The 26,600-nt window shown below is 39.7% G+C and carries 22 protein-coding genes and 2 tRNA genes; 6 read left to right on the top strand and 18 right to left on the bottom strand.

Annotated features, from left to right (window positions below):
* Positions 1 to 32 precede the first annotated feature (32 nt).
* The 3 genes from ABD769_RS12620 to ABD769_RS12610 form a co-directional block, all read right to left on the bottom strand.
* Complete coding sequence (locus tag ABD769_RS12620) at positions 33 to 2,489, bottom strand: TonB-dependent receptor (RefSeq protein ID WP_344851776.1); 2,457 nt, start codon at positions 2,487 to 2,489, stop codon at positions 33 to 35.
* Between the two features lie 422 nt (positions 2,490 to 2,911).
* The gene (locus ABD769_RS12615) at positions 2,912 to 4,639 is read right to left on the bottom strand and encodes a glycoside hydrolase family 9 protein (RefSeq protein WP_344851775.1); all 1,728 of its coding nucleotides are present in this window, start codon (positions 4,637 to 4,639) and stop codon (positions 2,912 to 2,914) included.
* Positions 4,640 to 4,651: 12 nt separating this feature from the next.
* Positions 4,652 to 5,413, bottom strand: coding sequence for a ThuA domain-containing protein (locus tag ABD769_RS12610; RefSeq protein WP_344851774.1), 762 nt, complete (start codon positions 5,411 to 5,413; stop codon positions 4,652 to 4,654).
* Between the two features lie 379 nt (positions 5,414 to 5,792).
* On the opposite strand from ABD769_RS12610, the gene ABD769_RS12605 reads away from it, so the two are divergent.
* Entirely contained in the window at positions 5,793 to 6,251 is a 459-nt protein-coding gene (locus ABD769_RS12605) for a MaoC family dehydratase (RefSeq protein ID WP_344851773.1), read from the top strand.
* A 167-nt stretch (positions 6,252 to 6,418) separates the two neighbouring features.
* Positions 6,419 to 6,652, top strand: a complete 234-nt coding sequence (locus ABD769_RS12600) for a hypothetical protein (RefSeq protein WP_344851772.1) — start codon at positions 6,419 to 6,421, stop codon at positions 6,650 to 6,652.
* A gap of 35 nt (positions 6,653 to 6,687) precedes the next feature.
* On the opposite strand, the gene ABD769_RS12595 is transcribed toward ABD769_RS12600, so the two are convergent.
* Positions 6,688 to 7,290 carry a hypothetical protein gene (locus ABD769_RS12595; RefSeq protein WP_344851771.1) on the bottom strand — a complete coding sequence of 201 codons (603 nt, stop codon included), beginning with the start codon at positions 7,288 to 7,290 and terminating at the stop codon, positions 6,688 to 6,690.
* A gap of 263 nt (positions 7,291 to 7,553) precedes the next feature.
* Between ABD769_RS12595 and ABD769_RS12590 the strand changes: the two genes are divergently transcribed.
* Positions 7,554 to 7,970 carry a hypothetical protein gene (locus tag ABD769_RS12590; protein ID WP_344851770.1) on the top strand — a complete coding sequence of 139 codons (417 nt, stop codon included), beginning with the start codon at positions 7,554 to 7,556 and terminating at the stop codon, positions 7,968 to 7,970.
* Positions 7,971 to 7,972: 2 nt separating this feature from the next.
* On the opposite strand, the gene ABD769_RS12585 is transcribed toward ABD769_RS12590, so the two are convergent.
* From ABD769_RS12585 to ABD769_RS12540, 10 genes are all read right to left on the bottom strand, one after another.
* A complete protein-coding gene (locus ABD769_RS12585) occupies positions 7,973 to 8,605 on the bottom strand; it encodes a hypothetical protein (RefSeq protein WP_344851769.1) in 633 nt (210 codons plus the stop codon).
* Between the two features lie 227 nt (positions 8,606 to 8,832).
* Positions 8,833 to 9,972 (bottom strand): efflux RND transporter periplasmic adaptor subunit, encoded by a 1,140-nt coding sequence (locus ABD769_RS12580; RefSeq protein ID WP_344851768.1) that lies wholly within the window; start codon positions 9,970 to 9,972, stop codon positions 8,833 to 8,835.
* A 7-nt stretch (positions 9,973 to 9,979) separates the two neighbouring features.
* Positions 9,980 to 14,344, bottom strand: a complete 4,365-nt coding sequence (locus ABD769_RS12575; protein ID WP_344851767.1) for a CusA/CzcA family heavy metal efflux RND transporter — start codon at positions 14,342 to 14,344, stop codon at positions 9,980 to 9,982.
* 81 nt (positions 14,345 to 14,425) lie between these two features.
* Entirely contained in the window at positions 14,426 to 14,806 is a 381-nt protein-coding gene (locus ABD769_RS12570) for a hypothetical protein (protein ID WP_344851766.1), read from the bottom strand.
* Positions 14,807 to 14,885: 79 nt separating this feature from the next.
* Positions 14,886 to 15,773 carry a cation diffusion facilitator family transporter gene (locus ABD769_RS12565; RefSeq protein ID WP_344851765.1) on the bottom strand — a complete coding sequence of 296 codons (888 nt, stop codon included), beginning with the start codon at positions 15,771 to 15,773 and terminating at the stop codon, positions 14,886 to 14,888.
* A 495-nt stretch (positions 15,774 to 16,268) separates the two neighbouring features.
* Entirely contained in the window at positions 16,269 to 16,448 is a 180-nt protein-coding gene (locus ABD769_RS12560; RefSeq protein WP_344851764.1) for a histone H1, read from the bottom strand.
* Positions 16,449 to 16,597: 149 nt separating this feature from the next.
* Positions 16,598 to 17,404, bottom strand: coding sequence for an alpha/beta hydrolase (locus ABD769_RS12555; protein ID WP_344851763.1), 807 nt, complete (start codon positions 17,402 to 17,404; stop codon positions 16,598 to 16,600).
* A gap of 78 nt (positions 17,405 to 17,482) precedes the next feature.
* On the bottom strand, positions 17,483 to 21,532 hold the full coding sequence (gene treY, locus ABD769_RS12550) for a malto-oligosyltrehalose synthase (RefSeq protein ID WP_344851762.1): 4,050 nt from the start codon (positions 21,530 to 21,532) through the stop codon (positions 17,483 to 17,485).
* Positions 21,525 to 23,411 (bottom strand): malto-oligosyltrehalose trehalohydrolase, encoded by a 1,887-nt coding sequence (treZ, locus tag ABD769_RS12545; protein WP_344851761.1) that lies wholly within the window; start codon positions 23,409 to 23,411, stop codon positions 21,525 to 21,527. Before treZ ends, treY begins: the two co-directional genes overlap by 8 nt.
* Before the next feature lie 13 nt (positions 23,412 to 23,424).
* Positions 23,425 to 23,658: a hypothetical protein gene (locus tag ABD769_RS12540; RefSeq protein ID WP_344851760.1), complete on the bottom strand. Its 234-nt coding sequence runs from the start codon at positions 23,656 to 23,658 to the stop codon at positions 23,425 to 23,427.
* Between the two features lie 184 nt (positions 23,659 to 23,842).
* Between ABD769_RS12540 and ABD769_RS12535 the strand changes: the two genes are divergently transcribed.
* A complete protein-coding gene (locus ABD769_RS12535; protein WP_344851759.1) occupies positions 23,843 to 24,040 on the top strand; it encodes a hypothetical protein in 198 nt (65 codons plus the stop codon).
* 35 nt (positions 24,041 to 24,075) lie between these two features.
* Here the strand turns inward: ABD769_RS12535 and ABD769_RS12530 are convergent.
* Both ABD769_RS12530 and ABD769_RS12525 read right to left on the bottom strand, forming a co-directional pair.
* Positions 24,076 to 24,149: transfer RNA gene (locus ABD769_RS12530), tRNA-Pro, on the bottom strand.
* Positions 24,150 to 24,206: 57 nt separating this feature from the next.
* Complete coding sequence (locus ABD769_RS12525; protein WP_344851758.1) at positions 24,207 to 24,584, bottom strand: winged helix-turn-helix transcriptional regulator; 378 nt, start codon at positions 24,582 to 24,584, stop codon at positions 24,207 to 24,209.
* A gap of 97 nt (positions 24,585 to 24,681) precedes the next feature.
* On the opposite strand from ABD769_RS12525, the gene ABD769_RS12520 reads away from it, so the two are divergent.
* Both ABD769_RS12520 and ABD769_RS12515 read left to right on the top strand, forming a co-directional pair.
* Positions 24,682 to 25,212, top strand: coding sequence for an NAD(P)H-dependent oxidoreductase (locus ABD769_RS12520; RefSeq protein WP_344851757.1), 531 nt, complete (start codon positions 24,682 to 24,684; stop codon positions 25,210 to 25,212).
* Between the two features lie 175 nt (positions 25,213 to 25,387).
* The gene (locus ABD769_RS12515) at positions 25,388 to 25,558 is read left to right on the top strand and encodes a hypothetical protein (RefSeq protein ID WP_344851756.1); all 171 of its coding nucleotides are present in this window, start codon (positions 25,388 to 25,390) and stop codon (positions 25,556 to 25,558) included.
* Between the two features lie 206 nt (positions 25,559 to 25,764).
* On the opposite strand, the gene ABD769_RS12510 is transcribed toward ABD769_RS12515, so the two are convergent.
* Positions 25,765 to 25,838: transfer RNA gene (locus tag ABD769_RS12510), tRNA-Arg, on the bottom strand.
* A gap of 219 nt (positions 25,839 to 26,057) precedes the next feature.
* Complete coding sequence (locus ABD769_RS12505) at positions 26,058 to 26,291, bottom strand: hypothetical protein (protein ID WP_344851755.1); 234 nt, start codon at positions 26,289 to 26,291, stop codon at positions 26,058 to 26,060.
* Positions 26,292 to 26,600 lie beyond the last annotated feature (309 nt).

The following is a 26,600-nucleotide window of genomic DNA, read 5'->3' as shown; positions in this document are numbered from 1 at the left end:
CCATCATTCCCTTTTCCATCTTACATATTCCACTAAATTGGTACAATAATTTTAAAACTGAAATTCCTGCCCATATTGTAAATTCCCGATCGGCCATTTGGCGATTGGTTATAATATTCGAAATACTTCAGTCGATTTAGATTTGATTGATAAGCGACATTGAAAATATTATCTGCCTGAATAAAAATATCACAAAGCATTTTTCCTTTCTTAGATTTTAATGTTGAGCCTATCCCACCGTTAATCAGCGTATAACCTGCGGTAAAGGTTTCTGTATTATCTAAAGCATAAAATTTATTCTGATCACCAAAAACAGCTGCATCGATTTTGATGTAAGGCTGAGAAAAAATGCCAATTTGTTTTTGTGCAGTAGCCTTAATCTCTGTTCTAAATTGTAAAGGAGGAATAAAAGGTAAATATTTACCTGCCTGGCCATGTTGGCTTAATAAATCCTGATTTTGATTCAACCCCACAATATATGCCAGACTGTTGTTAAAACTTAACCATTTCATTGCCGTTGGATGCAGGTTAACCGATACTTCTGCACCATATAACCTGGCTTTTGACTGTTGATACTGATAAGTTAAATTACCGGGCACAATAACCACCGGATTGCCATCGGCATCGGTTAAACGCGATTGATAAATATAGTTCTGGATATTATTATTAAACACTTCCATACTGATATCAGCATCTTTTAAATAAGCAATAATGCCAATATCTTCCTGTAAATTAAATTCGGGCTTAAAAGTACGGTTGCCCAGGTACACAATGTGTGCGCCCGGATCTAAGCCATTTGAACCAATTTCAGTGATGTTTGGTGCGCGGTATCCCCTTGCTATATTTGCTTTAATCAATAGTTTTTCGGAAATGTTATAGGTAAAGCCCAAACTTCCAGACAAACCGTAATAATTTTTATTAAAAGAAGGGAATTGCAAGGTTCCGCTGGCATCTGTAGCACTTACCTGCTTACCAAAACCTGTTTGGCTATCGGTACCTACATAAAAATTGCCCCAATTGATGTTTCTTCTGTCTAACCTGATTCCTCCTGAGATATCGATTTTTCCCATTGATTTCTTAGCAAAATAGAAGGCACCAATATCAAAAAGATCATAATCCGGAATGGGAAAATCTGTAGCGGCCTTGCTCCTGTTCCCCTGATACATGCCGTTTACGCCAATGGTACTTTCGATTCCGGCAAAATCGGGAAGATTGTATTTGAGATCGTAATTAAAGGTATTGAGTACAACGTAAAGTCCGGCCTGACTGGGTACAGTTGGATGATTATATTCCCGCCTTACGCTCTGCTGAGCACCAATTAATACATTTAAATCACTCGTTCCAAATTTAAACTGGCTGGCATTGTAAAAACGGTAGTGTTGAATGTGCTGGTGTAAAGGATTAATTGAATAGCTGTTCAAGTCATTTTCAGGCACAATTGGTCTGTTTTTAATATCATCGCCGTTGTCTAAAACCTGCCGGGTAAACTTTCGGGATAACGAATCGCGGCTGCCATCGGGTATTTCCATTAAGTTATCGTAATAAGTGATGGCTGTTTTAGAAAATCCCCAGGTTTTATCTACCCTTGCACTGGCCGAAAGGTTATATTCCCTGAAAGCGGTTCCATAAACCATTCCATCTATTTTATTTTTGTAATTATGGGCGGTTTTTCCGGTTGCCCTGAATGTATATTTCCAATCGTTTTTAATATAGGCTAAACCGATTGACGAGCCTAACATGCCATTATTGCTTTGATAATTTGCAGTAAAATCGCCTTTTAGCTTTCCATTTTCAAAATTCGGAGCGTAAGGGATCATATTGATTACTCCGGCAAGGGCATCAGAACCATAGGTTAAACTGGCAGGACCTTTAACTACCTCCACTCTTGTAACCCCGTATTCGTCAACTTCGATTCCGTGCTCATCGCCCCATTGCTGTCCTTCCTGTCTTAAACCATCATACAGGGTTAAAACACGGTTATAGCCCAACCCACGGATAAAGGGTTTAGAAACGTTTGGTCCTGTGGTAACCGCAGTAACACCCGGAACTCCTTTAACAATGGCTTCGATTAAGTTGGTATTAACATTCTGATCCATCGATTTTCGGGAGATGACGGCTATAGGCACAGGACTTTTTCGCAACTGCGTAGCCCGGTTTACGCCTGTAATCACCACATCATTCAGATTTGACGACAGACTTAACAGATCTGCATTAACGATTACTGTATCTCCTTTTAGTAACACTTTAATCCTTTTCGATTGGTAACCGATCCCGGTAAAAATAAGATCATAATTTCCTGTTAAGAGATTATTAAACTGATAATTACCAGAAATACTTGATTTCGCAGATCTGTTGGCGCCCAAAATCTTTATCGTAATATTTTCTACAGGTTCATTTTGAGCGGTAACCAAACCTTTGAGGGTTACATTTTGCGCGGATAGATTTAGCGATATACAAAAACAGAGGCAGTATAGTAAGAATGATTTCATGAGATGACTATTTATCTAAATATAATTTTAGACAAATCTAAATTTTAATTTAAATATATCAAATTAAATTTTTAGAGGAGTGGATAGCCCTGAGCGGAGAACGTTGAGCGGAAAGTGGAAAGCGGTTGGTGCAATGGATAACTAAGTGTAGTTAGGAGGAGGAACGACAGCCATCCCGACTTTTCGGGGAGGCAATATTTCCTGCTAGCAATCCTTGTGAGAAAGATTGCTTCGTCGGCTGAAAAAGCCTTCTCGCAATGACGAATTTGGCGGCTTATCATTGCGCCAAGATTCTTATGTCACTCATATTGATTTTTAAAAAATAAAATATCCCTCAGGATGACAGACCGCACCTTCATAAAACGAGTTGATGAGGACGAAATATAGCCGAGTACAGACTAAGGAAACTGAACTAGACTAAATCACTCTTTTTCTAATTCGGTTATCGCTTGCAGAAACCAGGCCGCATGCGGCAACCACTGCTCCGTCCAGCGCCATTCGTTACCGCTGGCCTCTTTTTTAAAATCTATTCCAGAACCATCAGCTGCGCCATCTTTGCCCGTAATGCCGTTAGAAATGCCTCCTTTTTGAGAGCCATGCCCGTAATTTGATGCCATATAAGGAACATTTTCTTCACCAAAGCCATACATAAAGCACATATTATATGGATTTAAACCTAAAATCCAGTTCAGCTGATTGGTTGCGAAGTTTTTATTAGCCGGTTGATTACCTTGGCTAAAAGCTGCTGCTGCAAGTGAAGCCAGTCTTGCGTTTTCGCCCTGCCACCACCAGCCGGTTTCGTTTTCCTGGGGAATGAAAAAAGTGTCCTTCACGCCTCCCGGAGATTTAAAGGTTTGCCTGGCATAACCAAAAGGATTCTCAACTGCTGAAGTAACTTTTATCTGATAAGCTAAATTAGCATTCAATGCCCGCAGGGCATCTTTAACTAAATTTTTATCGGTTTCTACTGCCAGGTAACGGTTTAAAGCCATTAAAGGTAAACCAGCATCTGATGCATGAAAATATGGCCGGTCAGTATCATCGGAAATGAAATAACCTTTAGGATTTAAGCGTTTTTGCAGATGCTGTACCCTAGTTCTGGCTTCCTGCAAGAAATAGTCTTTTTTTGTAGCCTGATAAAGTTCGGTGGCGGCCATTAACGCACAATAATCGTCGATAATGTTTTCTTTTCCATCATCACAATATTTTAAATTGTTGATTTTTAAATGTTCGTAAGCACGTTGTGAAGCATCAATATATCCGTTTCTTTTGGTGCGATCTAAGTTCTCCCAGGTAGAAATTTTGGCCAATGCCGCAATGGCCATTCCACCGCCTTCTCTAAATGCGCACTGATATTCGCTGGTGGTTACACTATTGGCATGTAAACCTACCACACGCCTGGCTTTCGGATCCTTATTAAAATAACTAAAAACAATCATGTAAAAATAACCTTCATCACTTAACGATTTCACCAGATAATCAGCACCGTAAACGGCTTCATCTTTTATAGAATCAGTCAGTTTTAAACTTTTAAGCAATTTTGGCAGTTTATTCGCAGCATCTATCAAGGTATAGGTTACGAGCGGGATCTGTTGTGGCGACATAAAATTGGCATAAGCCAGGTGTGAGAAATATTTGCTTACATCGCCTGATGCATCACACCAGCCACCGGCTAAATCGACCGTCTTTGAAGAACCAAACAATTGTACATGTTTATCATTTTCGAGTTCTATATTGGTATTAGCCCGCTGGTTCCTGAAATAATGGAGTAAAGAAGGTAAAGTTGATTTGGCCAGTAAATTTTCGCCAATTTTAAACTTCGGCGAATGAACCTTTGTGAGGCCTTTTAGTTGAATGATGTATTCACCTGTGGTGTTAAAGCCTGAAAAATCAAGATTGTAATAATATTTTTCTCCCCATTCTTTAAATGATCCGCCGGGCTTTAATAAGCCTTTAAATAATATTTTTTGATTGGCTGTACTCACAATTTCGAATGCTTTTACATCATTTTGCTGCATATCTGAAACAAAGATTGCTCTTTTAAGAGAATTGATATCGTACCCGATCTGGTTAACTAAAATCTGCTGTGCTTTTACAAAAGTGGTTTGGGCAAGCAAAAACAGGCAAATTATACTTAGAACGTTTTTCATAATAGTTTAGCTTTATTTCAGATAGGGTGCACTTGCCCAAAAAATGGCGTTTTTAAACAATTTTTGATAGGTTTTATCCTGAAACAGTTCGGGGCTATGGCCCATAAAAATATAGATGTTTCTGGCTTTCATTTTTTCGTTCGTCCAGATTACGGGGTGATCGCCCATTTTTGGGACATCGCCTGGCTGATAGGTGTTTTCATCAACGCTAGCCAGTACGTTTACCTGTTGCCTGGGACTTTTATTGTAGGTGTACCACTCTTCTTTTTTGATCAGAAATTTCTTTGGAAGGCCTTTAAATACCGGATGATTCGTTTTTTCAACCGTCACTTCTCCCTGAGCAAAATTAGGAATATAACTTTTAAACGTAATATCGCCCATGAAACCACTAAACCAGGGCCACATTTTATAGCCGTCGAAATCGCCCAGCAATGTTGCATGGTGAAAACCGATCCAGCCACCTTTTCCGTTCTCAGTGTAATCTTTAAAAGCTTGCTTTTCGCTGTCTTTCCAGGTGTAGGGAGGATAATCCAACTGAATGATTAATTGATAGGAGGCTAAAAATTCCACAGTAAATTTTCGGGTATCATTCACATAATCGACCTCAAAATCTTCTTTTTTTGCCAAACTATCCAGCCAAACACGCGCCACTTTAGAATAAGCCAAATGATGACCGCCATTCTCGTAAATGGCAAGCGCTTTAAAAAGTGGTTTTGCCTGAACAAAACCGCTAAGGCCAAATAAAAATATTATTGCTGCTGGTATTTTTTTCATTTATTTCAGTAGAAAGTGCGAATAAGCGTACGCAAAAATTAAAAATAATGAAAAAGAGCCATTTTAAGCCAGATGATGATATGTTTAAACCAGAATACCGGTGCATTTTGGTTTACAACGTTTGAAATAATTAGTAAAGCAGATCTTTAACATTAACCTGTAATACCTTAAAAAAAACTAAAACAACTGAATATTAGCACATTAACTGCATTCTCCTCGAATGCAGTAAAATCTTTTAAACATTTTTTGACGTTGGCTGTTAAAGGCACAGTTATTATGATTATAATTGGGAACAGAACAGTAAACCAACTATATCCCTGAGGGAAGTGCTGTAACCTAAAGGACTTGTTAAACAGTGCTAAACCGATAAAAGAATTATATGTTGGTGATCAACAATTTTGAAGAATATCAATCACACCTTGGTAAAGAACTAGGTGTTTCACAATGGCATACCATAGACCAGGAGCAGATCAATAAATTTGCTGATGCAACTTTAGACCATCAATGGATACATACCGATCCGGAAAGAGCCAAAAATGAAGGACCATTTAAAGCCACTATTGCGCATGGTTACCTTACTTTATCTTTGATTCCGTATTTGTGGAAACAGATTGCAGATGTGCGAAACATTAAAATGGAAATCAATTACGGTATAGAAAGTTTCAGGTTTGGACAGGCTGTTCTGGTAAACAACGAAGTGCAGTTAAAGGCAAAACTAAACTGCATTACCAACCTGAGGGGAATTACGAAGGTTACCATCCAGGCTACATTGGTAATAAAAGATCAACCAAAACCAGCTTACGTTGGCGATGTGGTGTTTTTATATCATTTTATTTAAACTCTGCGGTGATCAGTTTAATCTGCGGGAGGATAATCGGCAACACTTATTTTCCCGCTGATTTAAGAGGATTACACAGGGAATATTTTCATCTTTGCGATCGCCCGGAAAACAATTCTGCTTCAGATACGTTAAAACTATATCTAAACGAACATTAAATTTGAGATATGGAAAACATCATCACTCCTGCCCAGCTAATCATCAACCACGCTAATAATGGTAACAAGGCAACTTTAAAAGTTGGCAGTAAATTTCAATGGGACCAACGATATGCTTCAAAAGAGGCTCCATCGTTAGATTCTTTCATAAGTGAAATCGATAATTTCTACGACTATAAATTAGTTTCAGGGTACGAAGGAGCTGTTGGACAAAATATTTATATGGTAACCGGGGTGAAATAATACACCCAAATCAATCCTGTTGACAGTTATCTGATTCATTCAGCATCTGCTACATAGTTTCTTTTAAATTCAAATTTACCATCAGGTAGCTTGATTTTTGCTATCACAATTTCTATTGAAACGGATGGATTGGGCTTTCTTGCCAGTGTTGCAATGCTGGAAGTAATTTTTCTCATACTCCTTAGTGCCGCAAAATATTGCCGGTCTAATGCTTTAATGGTTTCGAGATTACGCTTTTTTACCTGATAGGCTAAATTTGCCTGTTCAGAACAATATTGTTGAATCTGATCTAACTTCATCATTTTTCCGTTTAGTGTGGTTAATGCAAATAACGATAACTTAATGCCTTTAACCCCCACAATTTTGTTTTGCCTGATGATGTAATCGAAGCCATTAAATGAAATGGTGCCGGCAGTTGCAATATCGAGTATTGAAATTACCCGTGGATATTGTTTTTGAGGATCGAAACCGTTTTTGATCAGCATTTTATTGAACATGAACCTTTGAGTCAGCATTGCTTCAATCAGCTGATCACCATCAAGCTTTCCGGCAGGTTTAAACTTTTCAGGCAAACTGAGGTCAATGCTATTCTGTGCAATTAAATTTTTATTTGAGTTACAACTGGTGTGTAACAGCATAAACAGAGCAATTAAAAGTGAGAGAGGGACGGCGTTTTTCATTAGATTTTTTTAATACAATGCAAATTATAAAATAAAATTCACTTTTTTGTATTATTTATCACACAAAAAACAACATATTCTGTTTAAGAATAATCTGATCTATCCTGCCTCTGCAACATTTGGCTTCATTCTTTCCTGAGTAAAATATTTTAAGCGATCAAAAAAAATTACTATTTTGATTTAAATCATTCTTATTGATCACTACCTAAAACATCCGCAACATGAAAACTTTGTTTATTTTATTATTGATGTCAGCCGGCATCCACACTTATGCCCAAAATAAATCCGCTTTAGATCAGCGTTTAGTTGGCAAATGGAAAGTTATATCTAAAATTGAAACCGATAAAACCGACGGAAAAATTACGGAGAGCGATAAAGAGCTGTATAAAGCAAACGAAAAAACATATGAATTTACGAAAAAGAATACTGTAATCATTACACAGGGCTTTGGCAAACACAAGGAAGAATTACCGGCTGTAAGCGATGGTAGCAAACTGTTTATTGGTAAACCAAACAAAAACAAAACACCTTATCTTGTCAATTTACAGCAAAATAAACTGACGTTGCTAAAAACTGAAACGAAGACTAAAAAGGGCAGAACTATTGTTGAAACTGAAGAAGTACTTCTACAGCGCTAGCTTTATTTAGTGTGGTGGTTACCTGTTACATCCACCTGAGGAAGATATCCTGCCCTGAACATTTTTACTATTGATTTCGGAGTTAAAACACTCACAGTACCCAAATCGGGTAATGGGATGGATTTTTCGTAACCCCCAGGTGTCCAGGCATACAGCTGGCTATTTTTTAGCAAATATGGACGATCCTGAAGAAGGATAAAAGTGCCATCAGGAAGATCTGCTAATTTTTCTTTGTAAGTAATTTTGGCTTGATCAGCATCAACTCTTTCCCGGTGAAGGATATCATCTATTTCAGCAACAGGGGTTTTCATGTTAAAGCCAAATTCCGGATTGCCCATTAACCAGGATGTTTTAAAACGCTGATGATCTTCGTAGCGGCATTGAAAACAAGGTCGGTGTCCGGCTGAAAATGCGGTGGCTTCATCTAAAAAGAATAGTTCCGTCCAGCGGTTGGGTTGCATCACCTCACGGTGCCTCCCCCTGAATGATAATGCACAGGTAATCCAGGCTCTTATTTTATACGGACGAATAATTTGTTGCTGCTTGTTATGTAAAACCCCACGGTTACCTAGCCATGCACCACGGTGGGGCGTTTTAATGATTTCTCCGGATGGATTTACCCTGTTTTGCAGCATGGTGTTAAATTATAGGTGATTACGCTGGCCAAATTGTTATCTAGAATGCAACTAAGAACCTAAAATGCTTCGAAGCAAAATCTTTGGATTAAATATAATCCAAAGATTTTACTATTCAGACTGAATTTTATCAATTTTCAGCGAAAGAATTTAAGGAAACAGACTTCCGACTTCACTGTGCTTTGCCCAAAGTGACGATTTTGGGACTAAACCATCTAAAACATTAACTATTCCTCTCCGCTATTTTTCATTTTCATTAAAATGGCATAAGCGTTTTTGGTTACAATGCTGGTTAATTTACTTTTAGACCTGATTTCTATAAATCCATCAAGGCTGGCTCCGGTTTCTACGGGAATCATTTTATAATGGTAATTCCCCAGATCGGTAAAAACATAATATTTGTTTTCCCATTTTACAATGGCATCTTCGGGCGCGGTTTCTACAAGCGCATTGGATACGGCAATTGATGCATTTAAAAAAGTACCGGGCAATAATTTATTATCTGTATTTTCAAGATCGCAATGTACGCTTGTGGTGCGGTCGTCTTCTATATTAGGCGTAATCAGGTGTATTTTTGCCTTGTACTTTTTATCCGGATTAGCTGAAGTGGTGCAAATAATCTCCTGCCCCACTTTAAGGTTTGCGGCATCTTTTTCAAAAATGGTGAGGTTGGCGTGCAATGCTCCGGGACTAATCAGTTCGAAAAGAATATCGGATGAATTAACATATTTCCCGGCATTGGTATTTACCTTAGTTACATAACCGCTGATGGGGGCATAAACTTTAATGCTCCTGCTGATATTGTCCTCATTTAAAATACCAGGATTAATATCAATCAGTCTTAATTTTTCAGCCAGTGATTTAACCAGGACTTTTTGATTATTAAAATCGCTTTCCGTTTGTTGAAAAATCTTATCGCTGGTGGCTTTGGTCTGGTTTAAACCTTTTTGCCTGGCATAATCTGCTGAGGCAAATTTAAGTTTATTTTTTGCTGTAAGATAGTCTTGCTGTAACTGAATATATTGCTGATCTTCTACAATGGCGAGTACGGCTCCTTTTTTTACCATCATACCAGGGATAAGCATCATCTTTTTGATGTAGCCACCCATAGGCACGCTTACCGAATAGGTATTTTCGGGCGGAACATCTACCACACCGTTTACATTAATGGTATTGTGCATGCTTTTGGTTTCAGGTTGCCCTACTTCAATACCTGCATTTTTAACCTGTGCGGCACTTAGTTGTACTTCATCGGTTTTTACCTGCACTGTTTTTTCTGCAGGAGCACTTTTTTCATTTTTATCTGGACTGGTGCAAGCCGACAAAATAGCGATGCCCAATAATCCACTTATTATTTTATACTTCATTTGTATGTTATTTATCTGTTGCGGTGAGTTTTTCAATTTCAAAAGCGGCTTCGTTAAACTGCTGTACTTTATCGTAATATTCGGCTTTAAGCTGTATAGATTGATTGATCAATATCACCCAATCCAAATAGGCAATTTCCCCAGCATTTAATTTATCGGAAGCCGTTCTGATGATATCTCCTGCGTTTGCCAGTGAAATTTTCTGATAAGATTTTAGGAGTTTATCTAGCTGTGTATAACGGTTAACCGCATTTTCCAGTTCTGCATCAAGGGTCTTTTTCATCAGTTCCAGTTCCTGGTTTTTTTGCTGCACGGCAATGCCTGAGGCTTTGATGCGTGATTGTTGCACGCCAAAGAAAACCGGAATGCCCAAACCCAAACTGAAAGAAGAAAATCTTTTATTTTTATCGAAATATTGTTCAGTACCCATGCTGTTGGTTTGCCAACCGATAATGCTCGAATTGTTGTAACCGAAAATCAGCGAAGGCATCAGTTTGCTTTTCTCTACCGATTTTTGTTGCTGGGCAAGCGTTAACTGCGCTTCGTTAAGTTTAAGCAAAGGATTGTTATTGATTTCCGCTTTAACCACCGGATTAAATCCATATACCGGACTTTCTGCCTGAGGAATCAACAAGCGATCGCTGTTTAACAGGAACTTAAACCTGTTTAATTGTTGAGTATAATCTGTTTGCAGCATTTCGAGCTGATTTGCGATTTGCTGTTTCTGGTTTTCGGCAGTACGGAGTTCGAGTACATCTACATCGCCTGATTTAAAACGTTGAGACGACTTTTCTTGGAAAGCACTGTAAACACTATCGGCCCAGATCAGGATTTTGCGTTTTTCGCCCAATAAAATCAGGTTGTAATAAACCGATTTAACCTGTGTTTTTAAGTCAAGCTGTTTATTATCCAGCTGTGCTTCACTAATGCGCACGTTGGTATTATTTACTTTGTACTGTCTGGAATAAACCGATGGAAAATCAAAGCTCTGTGCAATGGAAAACTTATTATCGTTGGCCAGGCTGTTAAACTTACCATAATCAAAAGTTACAGCTGTTTTAGGCACATCAAAAGCATTTTTGCCCAGTTGTTTATAGTACTGAATTTCTGTTTGCGCCACTTTTAAGGATACATTATTTTTTACAGCGGTATCAATTGCGGCTTTTAAACTGATCTGCTCCTGCGCATTGGCACTAAATGCAGCAGATAATGCCAGTAAAGTAACAATAGCAAGCTTTCTTTTCGGTTTGAAATAACCGAATCCTTTTTCGAACAAAATGTATAACATGGGTAAAACGAATAGAGTTAACAGGGTGGAAACCAGTAATCCGCCGATTACCACAGTTGCCAATGGTTTTTGAACGGCACCACCGGCACCGGTACTGATGGCCATCGGGATAAAGCCCAGCGATGGTACCAGAGCAGTCATTAACACAGCGCGTAGTTTAGATTTGGTAGCATGGATTACGATGCGTTTTACATCTCCCCAGCCTTCTTTTTTGAGGCGGTTAAATTCGGTAACGAGTAAAATCCCGTTCAGTACAGCAACACCGAATAATGCAATAAAACCAACCCCTGCCGATATACTGAAAGGCAAATCCCTCATCCAAAGGGCAAATATGCCTCCTGTGGCAGATAGCGGAATGGCAGTGTAAATCAATAGCCCTTGTTTTACCGAACTAAAGGCAAAATAGAGCAAGAGGAAAATCAATAACAGCGCAATGGGTACCACAATGGCCAAACGCGATTTTGCAGCCGTCATGTTTTCAAAAGAACCGCCATAAGATATGGTATAGCCTTTAGAAAGGTTAAGCTGCTGTCCGGCTTTTTGCTGTAATTCTTCTACTATCGATTGTACATCGCGGTCTTTAACGTTAAAACCCACAATAATGCGGCGTTTGGTATCTTCGCGCTGGATCTGGTTTACACCCTCCACCTCTTCGATACTGGCCACGGTACTTAAAGGAATCTGGTTGCCTGATTTGGTGAGCACCATCAGGTTTTCTACATCTTTAATGTTTTTCCGGGCGGCTTCATCCAGTCGCACCACCATATCAAAACGTTTTTCGCCTTCGTAAACCTGTCCTGCAATTTGTCCGGCAAAGGCGGTGTTTACCACACGGTTTACATCGCCAACATTAATGCCGTATTTGGCCATGCCATCCCTGTTATATTTAATTACTACCTGCGGCATTCCGGTTACCTGCTCCTCGTACACGTTAATGGCACCTTTTACCGTACCGATAATATTGCCGAGGCGTTTAGCATAGCCGGCAAGCGAATCGAGGTCCTCGCCGAATATTTTACAGACTACATCCTGTCTGGCTCCCGTCATCAGTTCGTTAAAACGCATCTGTACCGGAAACTGGAAACCGACGGTAATGCCCGGGATAACTTCTACGGCTTTGGTCATTTTGGCGCTCAACTCGGGGAAAGATTTAGCCGAGGTCCACTCCTTTTTCGGTTTTAAGATCACCATCATATCCCCTGCTTCAAAAGGCATCGGGTCGGTAGGTACTTCGGCGCTACCAATTTTAGTAACGATCTTTTGTACCTCCGGAAATTTCTCCAAAAGGATTTTTGAAGCTTTCTGTGTGGTTTCGATGGTATTATTCAGGTTGCTACCGGTTAATAACCTCGTTTCTACAGCAAAATCGCCTTCTTCCAACTGGGGAATAAATTCGCCACCCAAAGTCCCCATTATGAAAACAGATAGGGCAAAGAGAGAAACGGTAACAATCAATATCGTTTTGGGGAACTGAAGTACCCTGCTTAATATGGGCTGATACCTTCTTTCCAGCAAGGCCATTAATTTATCGGTGAGGTTCTTTTTATGGCTGATGGTTTTATTGAGGCATAACGCCGACATCATGGGCACATAAGTAATGGAAAGGATAAATGCACCCAAAATGGCAAAGGCAATTGTCCAGGCCATGGGTTTGAACATTTTACCTTCAATCCCTTCCAGTGAAAGGATAGGCAGGTACACAATCAGGATGATAATCTGACTGAATACTGCGGATTTGATCATCGACCCTGTTGATTTTTCAACCTCGGTATCCATCTGATCCTGATTAATACGATTAAGCGACCTGAAGTGTTTACTGTGCGAAAAACGGTGCAGAATGGCTTCTACCACAATTACCGATCCGTCAACGATTAATCCGAAATCTATTGCTCCCAGCGACATCAGGTTACCGCCAACACCAAATTTATTCATCAGAATAATGGCAAATAACATCGATAAAGGAATTACCGACGATACAATTAAGCCGGCACGTAAATTACCGAGGAAGAAAACCAACACAAAAATTACGATTAGTGCACCTTCCATTAAATTGGTTTCTACGGTACTAATGGCATTGTCAACCATTTTAGTCCGGTCGAGAAAAGGCTCAACCACAACCCCATCGGGCAGCATTTTTTGTATGGCGGCAATTTTATCCTTTACTCGCTTTACTACAACAGATGAATTTTCTCCTTTCAGCATCATCACCACCGCTCCGGCAACTTCGCCCTGTGCATTATAAGTCATGGCACCGTAACGAATGGCTGAACCATATTGTACTTTCGCCACTTGCCCCATCAATACGGGCATACCGTTATCCAGTGTTTTAACTACTATTTTTTCGATATCACTCAGGCTGGTAGTTAAACCCTCACTCCGGATATACAAAACGGTTGGTCCTTTTTCGATATAAGCACCCCCGGTATTTTCGTTGTTTTTTTCCAAAGCATCAAAAATTTCGGCAATGGTAAGTCCGTAGGCTTTAAGCTGGTCTTGTTTAACAGCCACTTCGTATTGTTTAAGCCTGCCACCAAAGCTCGATACTTCGGCAACACCTGGCGTGCCCAAAAGCTGCCGCCTTACAATCCAATCTTGTATGGTGCGGAGCGCCTGCTCATCGTATTTGCCTTCGTAGCCTTTTTTAGGGCGCACCACATATTGGTAAATCTCGCCTAAACCAGTAGAAACCGGTGCCATTGCCGGCGAGCCTATGCCCTGTGGAATTTCCTGCTGTACCTGTTGCAGGCGTTCGGCAATTTGCTGCCGTGCCCAGTACACATCAGTTTCTTCGTTAAAAACAATGGTGACCAGCGAAAGCCCGAAACGGGAAAAGCTTCTAATCTGTTTCAGTCCCGAAATACTGCTACAGGCCTGCTCAATGGGAAAAGTAATTAAGCGTTCGATATCCGGTGCACCCAGTGAAGGCGAAACGGTGATTACCTGCACCTGGTTATCGGTAATATCAGGCAGGGCATCAATAGGGAGTTTAGTTACCTCGTACGCACCCCAGCCAATAAGGGAAAGTACAAACAAGGCAATAATCAGCTTATTCCGAACGGAAAAGCCGATAATCTTATTCAACATAATAATTATTTTAAATGGATCGACATGATATTCAGGCGGAGCATAAAGACTTCACCTGAAAAAAAAAGAAATAAGTAGAAATTATGCTGATGCCATTGGTGGCCTGAAAAGGCTTCCGAAAGTAGGGTTACTGTATTTTGGTTCGTAACTAAATGTACAGGCTGGTAAAAGATTTAAACAGGCTGCCTTTAACAGGATAAATCTTTCGGCGGGAACGGCAATGGAGATTACGTGATGACCATCTATTTTTTTAAACGGCAGTTTCATGTCCTCCTCGTCATCATTATCGTTCAGATCGTGCCCAAAATAGTGCATTTCCAGAAAATCAATAAAACTGATCTGCGCATCGAGCTGATGGTGCTGGATAAAATGAGAAATTAACTGAGGCGCCTTTATCACTTCACGTACAGAAGCGTTAAAAACAATGACCGGGAACAGCAGAAAGATGACAACTTTGTTCACGGGAGCAAATATAAGGCAAGCGTGCTTCGAAATCAAGCAATCAATTTATCATATCTGTTACTTTTAAGCTGAAAAGGCATTAATGGCGATGACCGGCCGGTTCAATGTGGATTAAAATATTGCCGAGTTCGGGGATATCCTGATGGAGGGTATCCTGAAGTTTGTGCGCCAGCTCATGTCCGTCTGTTACCGAAAGACTGCCGTCAACCAAGGCGTGAAGGTCTACATGATATTTCATCCCTGATTTACGGATAAAACATTTTTCGGTACCCAAAATGCCCTGTACGGTGATGGCAACCTTTCTGATTTCCTCTATGATATCTTCGTACATGTTTTCGTCCATAATTTCGCCCAAAGCCGGCCTGAAAATATGGTAACAGTTGTAGAGGATAAAACCCGCAGCAAATAATGCCGACCAATCATCGGCAGCTTCGTAACCTTTGCCCATAATCAGGGCTACCGAAATTCCGATAAAGGCAGCAACAGAAGTGATGGCATCGCTCCTGTGGTGCCAGGCATCTGCTTTTAAGGAAGAACTGTTGGTCTCTTTACTTCTTTTCATTACCAGGCGGAAAGAAATTTCTTTCCAGATGATGATTGCCCCAAGAATAAATAAAGTAAAAGGCTTGGGTAAACCATGAGGGGTTTGTATGTTTTCGATACTCTCGTAAGCAATGATGGTGGCCGAAGTAATCAAAAAACCAACTACTAAAAAGGTAATCAGCGGTTCTGCCCTGCCATGGCCATAAGGATGGTTTTCATCAGCAGGACGGTTGGAATATTTGATACCGAAAAGCACCAGAACTGAGGAAAAAATATCGGCAGTTGATTCGATGGCATCTGCAATGAGGGCGTACGAATTACCAAAAATCCCGGCGGCGCCTTTTATCAGGGCTAAAGACGTATTACCAATAATACTGAAGTAAGTTGCCTTTATTGCTATTTGCTCATTTGTTGCTTCCGCCATATTTACACCCATCATTTAAGCTCAGGACTGCAAAAGTAAATAAATTATAAGTGCGCAGGCATGAAGAAAGCACAAAAAAAGGCAAACATTTGCATGTTCGCCCTTTCCTTTGCTTAAAGTCATCACAAGTTAAACAAATCCTACTTACATGAACGGACAGACAATCAAATTCATGTGCAACAAAATTAATACTATCCTTTAATAGTAGTTAACCGCAAATGGTGATTGTAATTGACATTAGTCAAAAAATATGCATAAAGCGTGGTAAAAAATTTCAGCAGGCAAATAATCAGAGAATCAAGCAGTTGAAACAGATAATTACAGCTACAAATTGAACATATAAGAAAATATAAGCCAGATTTATCTAGCATATGAGATAATGCATATCCTGGGAGAATTAGCTGGTCACACAGGTAAAGACCAATTAACACATCCAAAAAATAAAAAAAGCCCCCGGCTATTGCCAGAAGCTTTATATGCGAAAATGCGGTTTAACTATTTTGCAGTATTTTTCTTTTCAGTTACTTCAGCTCTGATTTCCTGAGCCAGTACTTTTAAATCCTGCATAGCTTTACGTACACGTGTACCTGCTGCAGCGTTACCACCATCATAAAATTTAGCTACATCAGCTTCAACTGAAGCGATAACTTCCTGTACTTTTTTAAATTTGTCCATAATTGTTTTTAATTGGGATCTTTTACGATCCAGGTTATACTTTGTTTTCTTTCCGTAAGCAATATACGGGCCGCAAAACTAAACAATTCTATTAAAAAACAATATCTGGATGTAAAAGAAAGGCATTTTACTCATTTTTCGGTAAAAACTTACTGATAATGCGCTACAATGGGATCTGAAATATTTGTTTCAGGACGTTGCGCGATCCAGTTTTCGATGCTTGCAGCAATGGTTTCCCAGCCGGGCTCGTTGCAGATAAAATGACTTTTGCCGGGTACAATCTCCACGGCAGTTGCGCTTCCCTCGTCAGTGTAAGCTTTGGCGATTTTGTTAATCAGATCGGCCGGACAGATTTTATCTTCTTCGCCACCGATAAATAATAGCGGTGCATGCGGAAGTTCTACGTCAATTTGTGCCGAACTGCCCATACAATCCCTGAATACATTACGGCTATCGTGCGTAGCCGTTTCATCATAAGCTAATCTGCTCTCCGCTTCTGATAAAGTATTGGCAAAAGCACCAAGGAAAGTTTCCTCGTCCATATAAATCGGTTCGTCGCCTTTAAATGGATTGGCAATGGTTGCGGCATTTTTAATGAACGACCAATCGAAAGTAACCATACTGTTTGGTGCTACAGAACTGATGGCCACCCCAATTTTAGCAAGGCCCCGGTTAACCAAAATCTGTGTAATTAAGCCTCCAACAGAATGACCGATAACAATCGGTTTTTCAGGCAAACCGTAAATCAGCGTTTCGATGGCTGTAATAATGGTATCGAGTTCCAGTGTGCCTAAGCCTGCAGGCGGATTTTGCCTTAATGCAGCGGGCTCACCTTCGTGCAATGGCCAAGCCGGTGCAATTACATCATATCCTTTTGATTCAAAAAAAGAAATCCAGTTTTCCCAGCTTTTTGGATTCTGGAACATGCCGTGTATTAAAATAATTGTATTTTTCATAGTGATGTTTTTTTAATAAAGACATGTTTCGCTAAAAAATTGTTTAATTCAAAACACAACCCAAAAGAATATTGCAGTTTAAATGCTCCTCCCATACATTTCTGTCTGTTTTTTAAGCCAGTTTGTTAGTGCGGCGGTTAACTTTTCCGGTTTTAAGCGCCACAGCCAGTTGCGTTCCATGCTTCCGGGAGTATTCATGCGGGTATCTTCACCTAAACCTAAAATATCCTGCACCGGCAAAATGGCTGTTTTAGCGATAGAAGCGTAGGTTGTTTTAACCATGACTTCGTTTACATTCTGCTCATTAACTTTAAAGCCCGCATATAAATTTAACCTTTCTTTAGCCTTAACGTTCATTTCGCTTATAAACCAGCCTTTAACCGTATTATTATCATGTGTTCCGCTATATACAATGCAGTTTGTTGAATCGAAGTTATGCGGAATATGCGGCGAGGCCAGCAGGTCTTCTCCAAAAGCAAACTGAAGAACCTTCATCCCCGGAAACCGGAGGCTTTTTCGCAACAGATCAACATCGTCCGAGATTTCACCTAAATCTTCAGCAATAAAGGGCAGTTCGCCCAGTGCATTCTTAACCGTTTCAAAAAAACCGGCTCCAGGTCCTTTTACCCATTTACCGTTGGTGGCATCTGTGTCTCCTGCCGGAATTTCCCAAAAGGAAGAAAAAGCCCTGAAATGATCAAGACGGATTAAATCGAATAGTTCTATATTTTTCTTCAAACGTTTTATCCACCAGGTGAATCCTTCAGCTTTCATCCGCTCCCAGTTAAAAACTGGCATCCCCCAAAGCTGCCCTTTCTCATTAAAATAATCGGGCGGAACACCGGCAACTTTTTCAGGATTAAGATTAGCGCCGAGTTTAAAAAGTTCGGGATGGGCCCATACTTCAACAGAATCGCGGTCTACATAAAATGGAAGGTCACCGATCATCTCTACGCCATTCTGGTTGGCATATTGTTTTAACTGCGTCCACTGTTTGTAAAAGATAAATTGTTGCCATTTAATTTCATCAATTTCCTGGGCATTGGTGTTACTAAAACTTTCAATGGTTTTGCGGTCTTTTTTCTTATAAGTATCCGGCCAGTGGTACCATTCTAACTGTTGATGGTGTTCTTTTACCGCAGCATAAATGGCAAAATCATCCAGCCAGTCTTTTTCTTTGTTACAGAAATCCTGATATTGCATTTGCAGTGCCTGGTGCTCACTTTTTATAAATCGTTTATACGCCTGCCTGAGTAATTTAATTTTCGATTTTTCTACTGCTTTAAAATCGATCTGATCGGTAAATGGAAGCGTGGCCTTTTCCAGTTCATTTTCGGTAAGTAACCCATCCTCTTTTAAATACCGGGGACTAATCAGCAATACATTGCCTGCCATAGCCGAATTGCTCGAATAAGGCGAATGTCCGTTTTCTGCCTTTGTCGGATTAAGCGGCAAAATCTGCCAGTAACGTTGTCTTGAAGCAGAAAGAAAATCAACAAATTGTTTAGCGTCGGCTCCCAGATCGCCAATACCAAATGATGAAGGCAAAGAAGTGATGTGCATTAAAATGCCTGCAGATCGTTCAGGTTTCTTCTCTTTTAGCGCAATGATGGCCAAAGGAATTTCAGTAAACAACTGATTGACCTGAATCCCTTCAGTTAAAAAATCTTTCACGGCAGATTGCGCTGATAACAATTCCTGCCAGGAAGTTGGTGCATTTTGAGGGAGTAAAATCTCCGTATTGAGCCAGTCAAAGGGCTTATCGGATATGGTTTGGGTTAGTGAAGCCAATCCCAACGGAACGGCCACTACAATCCACTGTTGCTCCAGTTTCCGGGCAAAAGCAAAAATATTTTTACGATATTTCCCCTGAACTGTTAACGGAATATAATCTCCTTTTTCAAAAAGCGCATGATTCCCTTTTCTAATCTCTAAAAGCGTTTTGGTAAGCCATAGCTTTATTTTACCCGAATAACGCTGCTGCCAAAGATTTTTGGGTGTCGAATCTTCAAGATCAGCTATAAAACCGACTCTTTTCTGGTAATCTACAGCCCTGCGGTTATCCGGATCAACGAGGCTCAGATCCCAAAGTTCTGTTCCCTGATAAATATCGGGAATGCCCGGGCAGGTAAATTTCAACAGCAACTGCGATAAACTGTTTACAACCGCGAAATCGGCAATCTCTTTTAAAAAACCTGAAAGTATCTGATACCCTCTGCTCCCCTGACTCATGAGCAATTGGGCAAAATCTTTTAAACTATTTTCATAATCTTCATCAGGTTCGGCCCAATCAGAACGTTTTTTAGCTTCGCGTAAGGCCTTTTCTATGTACTGACTTAAACGGTCATTCATATCATCTTCCTCTTCGCCCGGCATGGTAAGTGCCCCTAAAATAGTTTGAAGGATGAGGTAAATATCATTCTGGTGCAACCATTTAAACGAAGGTGTTTTTTGTTGCAGCGACGCTGTTAGCTTTAATAGTTCATCAACAACTTTAGCCCAGCGCTCCGGAATATCGCTAAGTACATTTAATCTTGCCCGTACATCTTCTCCTCTTTTGGTATCGTGTGTTGAGCTTCCGTTCATAGACAATGGCCAGTTCAATTGTCTTTGAACCATATTCTGATGAAATTCTTCGGCAGTTATGCCAAAAGCATCAGCCGCATCGCCAACCTCGCTATGGCCAACAAAACGGTTGTAGGTAAACATCAGGGTATCTTCTACCCCTTTGGCCATTAAAGGCCCTGTAAACTGCATGCAGCGCTGGTAAAAAGCCTGTAATTTCTGGTTATATGTTTTATCTTGCTTGTTCGGAAGAATTAACAGCACTTCTTCGAGTAACTGGCCTGCTTCAGTTAATTTTTGGTTCTTTATTACCGGGCGTAATAAATCCTTTATCTTGCCAGAATCTTCCGCAGATAATGGAAAGGTATAATTGTAGTATCGGTAAACAGGCATCTGGATCAGCATTTCGCCTAACGCGTGTTTAATTTTTTCTTCACCAACAGAAAGGATACGTTCATGATCAACCAGGTTCGATTTCACAAACAGGTTAAAAAGATTATCCAGTTCGCCATGCATGTGCTGGTATAAAATAGCGGTTTTCTTTTCGTGCATCAGTTTTGCAGGATCCTGCTTTTTACCGGTAACTTCCTGATAAAGCTTGTTGAATGGCTTTTCTGCGGTTTTATTGGTAAACAGGTTATTGCTCATGGCCAGAAAATCGTAGCCGGTATTACCCTGTGCTTCCCATTTGGCTGGCATTTCTTCGTTACGGGCCAATATTTTTTCTACCACTACATAAATATCATCGCCTGCATGCTTTCTCAACTCACCGAGATAAGCTTCAGGATCGTAAAGCCCGTCGATATGATCAATTCTTAAACCCTGAAATATGCCTTTTTCTACCAATTTTAAGATGTATTGATGGTAAGTTGCAAAAGCTTCAGGATTTTGAATATTTAAACAAATGAGGCTATTTACCGTGAAAAATCGCCGATAATTGATCTTTTTATCCGTTTCCTGCCAGTTGCAAAGGCGATAATGTTGTAAATCGACCAGTTTTTTTAAATGGTCCTGATTTTTATTGATTTGCTCTAAACCATTTTTTTCAATAAAGCTTAAGCCGGCAGCATTAACCGGCCATTTGCTATCTCCATACCTTAAAGCATAATCCTGATCCGTTTTTGTTACCTGTATAGCTGAGTTGGAAATGGCATTGTCCAGATCTTCTCCCAAAAAAGGAACCATTAACTTTTCAGTATAATCGATGTCGAAAAATGTGGCGTACTGAGATTTTTCTCCATTTTTCAGCACGTCCATTAACCATGCATTATCAGCATGAAATGCCATGTGGTTCGGTACAATATCCTGTAGCCAGTTAATGCCTGCTGCTTTTAGTTTTTTACTAATGGCTAACAATTCTTTTTCGGTGCCGATTTCAGGATTGATTTTTAAAGGATTAACCACATCGTAACCATGGGTACTTCCCGGCGATGCCTCGAAAATCGGTGATGCGTAGAGGGTTTCAATCCCTAAATTTTCGAGGTAAGGGATAATATGATCAAGCGATTTAAAGTTAAACTCTTTATTAAACTGGATACGGTAGGTAGACTTGGGATTATACATTGTGGTTGTCGCTTGTAAAAATTAAAATGGTTTCGGGATTAATGGTAATGTGGCCCTGATCAGAAACTGATGGTATTTCTTTGTTTGCGCCTCCCCATTGCACACTGTCAGAATTGAGCAGGATTTCCAGGTTAGATAAACCGGGTATGGAAAGCTGTTGTTGCTGACCGGAAAAGTTCAGTAAACAGGTAATTTTTTGCTTGTCGTGCCAACGGTTTAAGATTAAACAATTTTGATCTGTAATGGCTTTTGCCTTAACCTGGTTACGGTTTAAATGATTTAACGCAGTGTTGCTTTTTCTTAATTGAATTAATGTTTTATAATAATCCAGTAACAGTTTGTGCTTGTGTTCGTTCAAACTATCCCAGTTGAGTTTAGAGCGGTTAAAAGTAGCCTCACTTTGTGGATCAGGTGTATCTTCTGAATGGTGGAAAGCTGCAAATTCGGCTTTTCTTCCTTTCCTAACCGCTTCTACCAGTTGTTTATCGGTGTGGCTTATAAAAAACTGAAAAGGATTTTCTTCGCCATACTCTTCGCCCATAAAGATCAGTGGTAAATAAGGGCTACAGAACACTGCCCCGGCAAGGAGTTTTACCATTTCGAAACTTAATAAAGTGCTGGTTCTTTCGCCGAGCATCCGGTTGCCAACCTGATCGTGGTTTTGAGAAAAAACGATAAACTGTTCTCCGCCATTTTCTTTTGCCTCTGCTCCAAAAGTTTTTCTCCGGTGTGGCGAATACTGTCCGTCGTACACATAAGCGGTTTCATATGATTTTGCAAGATGTTCAATCCCGTTAAAATCAGCATAATAACCGTTTTTCTCCTGTCCGGCTGTTACACGGAGCGCATGGTGAAATTCGTCAACCCACTGTCCGTCCATGCCATAGCCACCTTTATTTAAAGGGTTGATATATCGGTTATCGTTCAGATCGAGTTCTACAAAAAGCTGGTGGCTTTTACCTGTAGAAGAAGAAAGCTGATCGGTATATTTTTTAATTTCCGCCAGAATGTGCTTTGCACCAAGGTCTTTTATGGCATGCACCGCATCGAGCCTCAGCGCATCTATATGGAAATCCCTGAACCACATCAAAGCATTCTCAATAAAATAATGGCGTACAGGATCCGCATCTGCATCATCAAAATTAATGGCCGATCCCCATGGCGTATGGTATTTGTCGGTAAAATAAGGACCGAAATCATTAAAAAAATTGCCTTCTGGCCCCATGTGGTTATACACAACATCCAATATCACGGCAAGTCCATTGTTATGGCAGGCATTTACCAGGTGCTGTAAAGCTTCCGGACCGCCATAACTGTTTTGAACGGCGAAAGGGAAAACGCCATCGTATCCCCAGTTTCTTTCGCCCGGAAACTGCGCAACAGGCATAATTTCGATAGCAGTAATGCCTAAATCAAGCAAATAATCGAGTTTAGTTTCTATTGCTTTAAAATCCCCTTCCGTTGTAAAGGTTCCTGTATGAAGTTCGTAAATGATGTATTCTTTTTGGGCCAATCCTTTCCAGTTTTGATCGGTCCACTTAAAACTATTTGTATTGTAGGCGGTGGAAAATTCACCAATTCCATTTTTAAAAAATAATGCAGCGGGATCGGCTCTTCGCAGTTTAGAAGGATTTGAAGTGTATTTTTCTTTCTTTTTTTCATTCCAGATCTCAAAACCATATTCATCTCCGGGTTTTATCTCGTCGGTTTGAATAAACCAGTAGCCAAATTCCTCTTGCTCCATTTGTATAGGTGAAACGATATTTTTGGTCACCAGAAATACTTTTGAAGTATAGGGTGCCCATAGCCGTATTTCTGCGCTTCCATCTTCTAAAAAGTTTAAACCTATTGTGCGTCGGCTGGTATCGGTCTGCGTCATCTGTAAGATAAGGTTATTGGTTTAAGGAAAAACTTTCTTTCAGTTCCCCATCAGGTGATACGAGATTTATTTTTCCCAAAGTATTTTCATCAACAATTTCGATTATGTGGGCCTGTAAACGGGCCAACAAAGCCTCAATGTTTTCGTTCTCATTAACTACAATATCTATTTCTGCGGGTCCTTTAACCTTAATGGCCCGGGCACTGTTACCTAAAAATGTTTTCAGTTGCCTGATCAATTCTTCCATATCTTTTTATTTAGAAAAGCGTGGTTTAGCCAAAAAAGTTTTGTTTATCCGATAAAAAAGGTTTTCAAATAATTCCAGGTTTGGTATAACCTGAAATTATTTATTGCGAAAATGAAAAAACTCAAAACCTTTGTAAAAAACATCATGTTATATCATTAGTATTTAAACTCTTAAATCTACTCCTATGAAAAAGTTAATGATGATGTTGCTGGCCTGTACCATCAGTTTCGCAAGTTTTGCGCAAACCCGTCAGGACACTACAAAAAAGAAAACAGAAAAAACAAAACCTGCAAAAAGCAAGTCGTGGCCCTCTAAAAAAGACACGAGCAAGCGGGATACGTTGAAACGCGATACCATGCGTAAAACCAATCCACCACGTTAAAAAGAAAAAGGCCCGAAAGGGCCTTTGTTATTAAGTCGGGATGAGAAGATTCGAACTTCCGACCTCCAGCACCCCATGCTGGCGCGATACCTGGCTACGCTACATCCCGTATTAAAAGATTTTTTTTTGCAAAGATAATATCCGTTTCAAAAAAATCAAGTCCAAATTAAATTGCAGGTTGCTTTTCTTCATCTAAAGCTTTGTGTTTTTCTCCCCAACTTTCAAGCAGTTTAATAATGGGTTTAAGTTCGTAACCAATCGGCGTAAGTTCGTATTCTACCCTGGGTGGTACTTCGGCATAAACCGTACGTGTAATGATTTTATTTTCTTCAAGTTTACGAAGCTGCAAAGTCAGCATCCTTTCAGTAATGTTTGGTAATCGTTTTTTTAGCTCACCAAACCTGAGTTTTCCGTTAATTAACCACGAACAGATAACAATGGCCCATTGTCCGCCGATAATGTTGGCCGCATAAACTTCCGGACATTCGTCTGCCAATGCTTGTTTATTCGCGAAATTAGTTGAGGTTTCTTTGATTTTAGACATTACTTACATTTTTTATAGTACCCTACAATTGGATGCTAATGTACATCTTTTAGGTAAGCTGCCTTATTTTTGTAACCATAATTTTAAAATCAAGAAGATGAAAACATTAATCATAGTAACCCATCCCGACATGAAAAATTCTATTGTGAATAAGAGATGGGTTAATGAACTCCATAAATTTCCAGATCAGTTTCATGTTCATCAATTGTACGAAGCGTATCCTGATGAAAAAATCGATGTTGCTGCAGAGCAAAAACTGATAGAACAATACGATAAAATTGTATTCCAATTTCCCTATTATTGGTTTAATGCACCTGCTATGCTTAAGAAATGGCTGGATGAAGTTTTAACCTATGGATGGGCCTATGGCAGTAAAAGTGGCTATAAAGTTGGCGGGAAGAAAATTGCTCTGGCTATTTCGCTTGGGGTTGATGAACAGGAACTTAGCGCAAACGGAATCTATAAATACCCTTTAGAAGAGCTTACCCGCCCATTCGAACTTTCGTTTGAATATGTTAAAGCAGATTATAAGCCATTGTTTGCTTATTATGGGATAGAATATAATTCATCGGATGAATGGATTGAAAGAAGTGTTTCGTTGTATATGGATTTTTTGAATAATTTATAATCAGGCCAGAATGCGACAGAACGACAGGATTAAGATTGCAACAAAAATAAAAACCTGACTATTTTGGTAGAAATGTCAAAGAAATGAAATATTGAAAATCAGGTTCTGAAATGTAAATAAATGGATTGATTATTGGACTTCTTGGATCGATACCGATATACAAAATTTCCCTGCCATGAAAAAAATTCTTCCCTTTGCAACTGCTACTGCCATTTCTGTATTTGCAATAATATCATCGCTGAGCCTTGCCGATCCTGAACTCGGGATCTCAACAGCATTACTAAGCTGGATGGGCTGCCTTTGGATTATTTCTAAAGACCGAAAAAAACAAGGATGCCTGTCTTAAGGTAAGTTAAATGTTAAAGGCTGCCAGAAACACATAAAAACCGGGTTGGTAAGGTAGAAAATCATTTTGTTATACTAGGGAGTGGTAAGTTGAGTTGAGCCTTCATTTTCAAGTATGAAGTGCCGTAGCCGGTACGCTTAGTTTGATAAAATGGCGTGGCTTAAAAACAAAAAAGGCTTCCAGTTTAACTGAAAGCCTTTAAGCTGTACCCCGGAAGGGATTCGAACCCCTGACCCACGGTTTAGAAAACCGTTGCTCTATCCAACTGAGCTACCGAGGCTCATTTTTTAATGAGCTGCAAATATAGAAGTTCTATTTAATATGCAAAAATATATTTTAAACTATTTAGAAGCTGCTTTTCCCAATTCAAATAAGTATTTCAGAACGAAGCAATTAAAATTGATTTTATCGGTAAAAAATTTACAAAAACGATTTTTTAACCAGCATTCTTTATGCTAAAGTATAGATTAAACGTCTAAAAAAGCTTTATGCAACCAGATCAGGCGTCTTCCCCGTTCCAGATATCATCATCGGCATGACTAATTTCATCGTGACTGGAGGTAACACTTTTTAATTCTTCGTGGTGATAATTTCTTTCAGGATTTTCTGGCAGTGCATCGTCATGATTCAATGGTACTTTCCTTAAATGTTCGGGCTTTTTAACCTCCGGTAAATCATCGTGTACAACAGAAGGCGTTAAGATCTTCTTTTTGGGATAATTGCTATTTTCCATAATGTAAGAGGACTCAAATTTTAAGCCACAAATTAAAAGTAGGTTAAAATTATGGGTTTAACAGGGTTAATCAAAGAGATCGCAGGGAAAAGACGGAGAGAGTATTGAACAAAACATGAAAAGATCCTTCGACTACGCTACCATTGACAGATTTAGAAAGGTCGTCATTGCGAGAAGGAACGACGAAGCAATCTTTCTGGCTAACGATTCTTGCTGGATAGATTGCTTCGTCGGCTGAAAAAGCCTTTTTGCAATGACGAATTTGGCGGCTTATTATTGCGCGAAGACTCTTCTGTCATTCATATTAAT

This window comes from Pedobacter jeongneungensis (assembly GCF_039538295.1).
GTDB lineage: Bacteria > Bacteroidota > Bacteroidia > Sphingobacteriales > Sphingobacteriaceae > Pedobacter > Pedobacter jeongneungensis.
The sequence above is the reverse complement of the archived record's forward strand: the minus strand, read 5'-3'. Positions and strand labels throughout refer to the sequence as shown.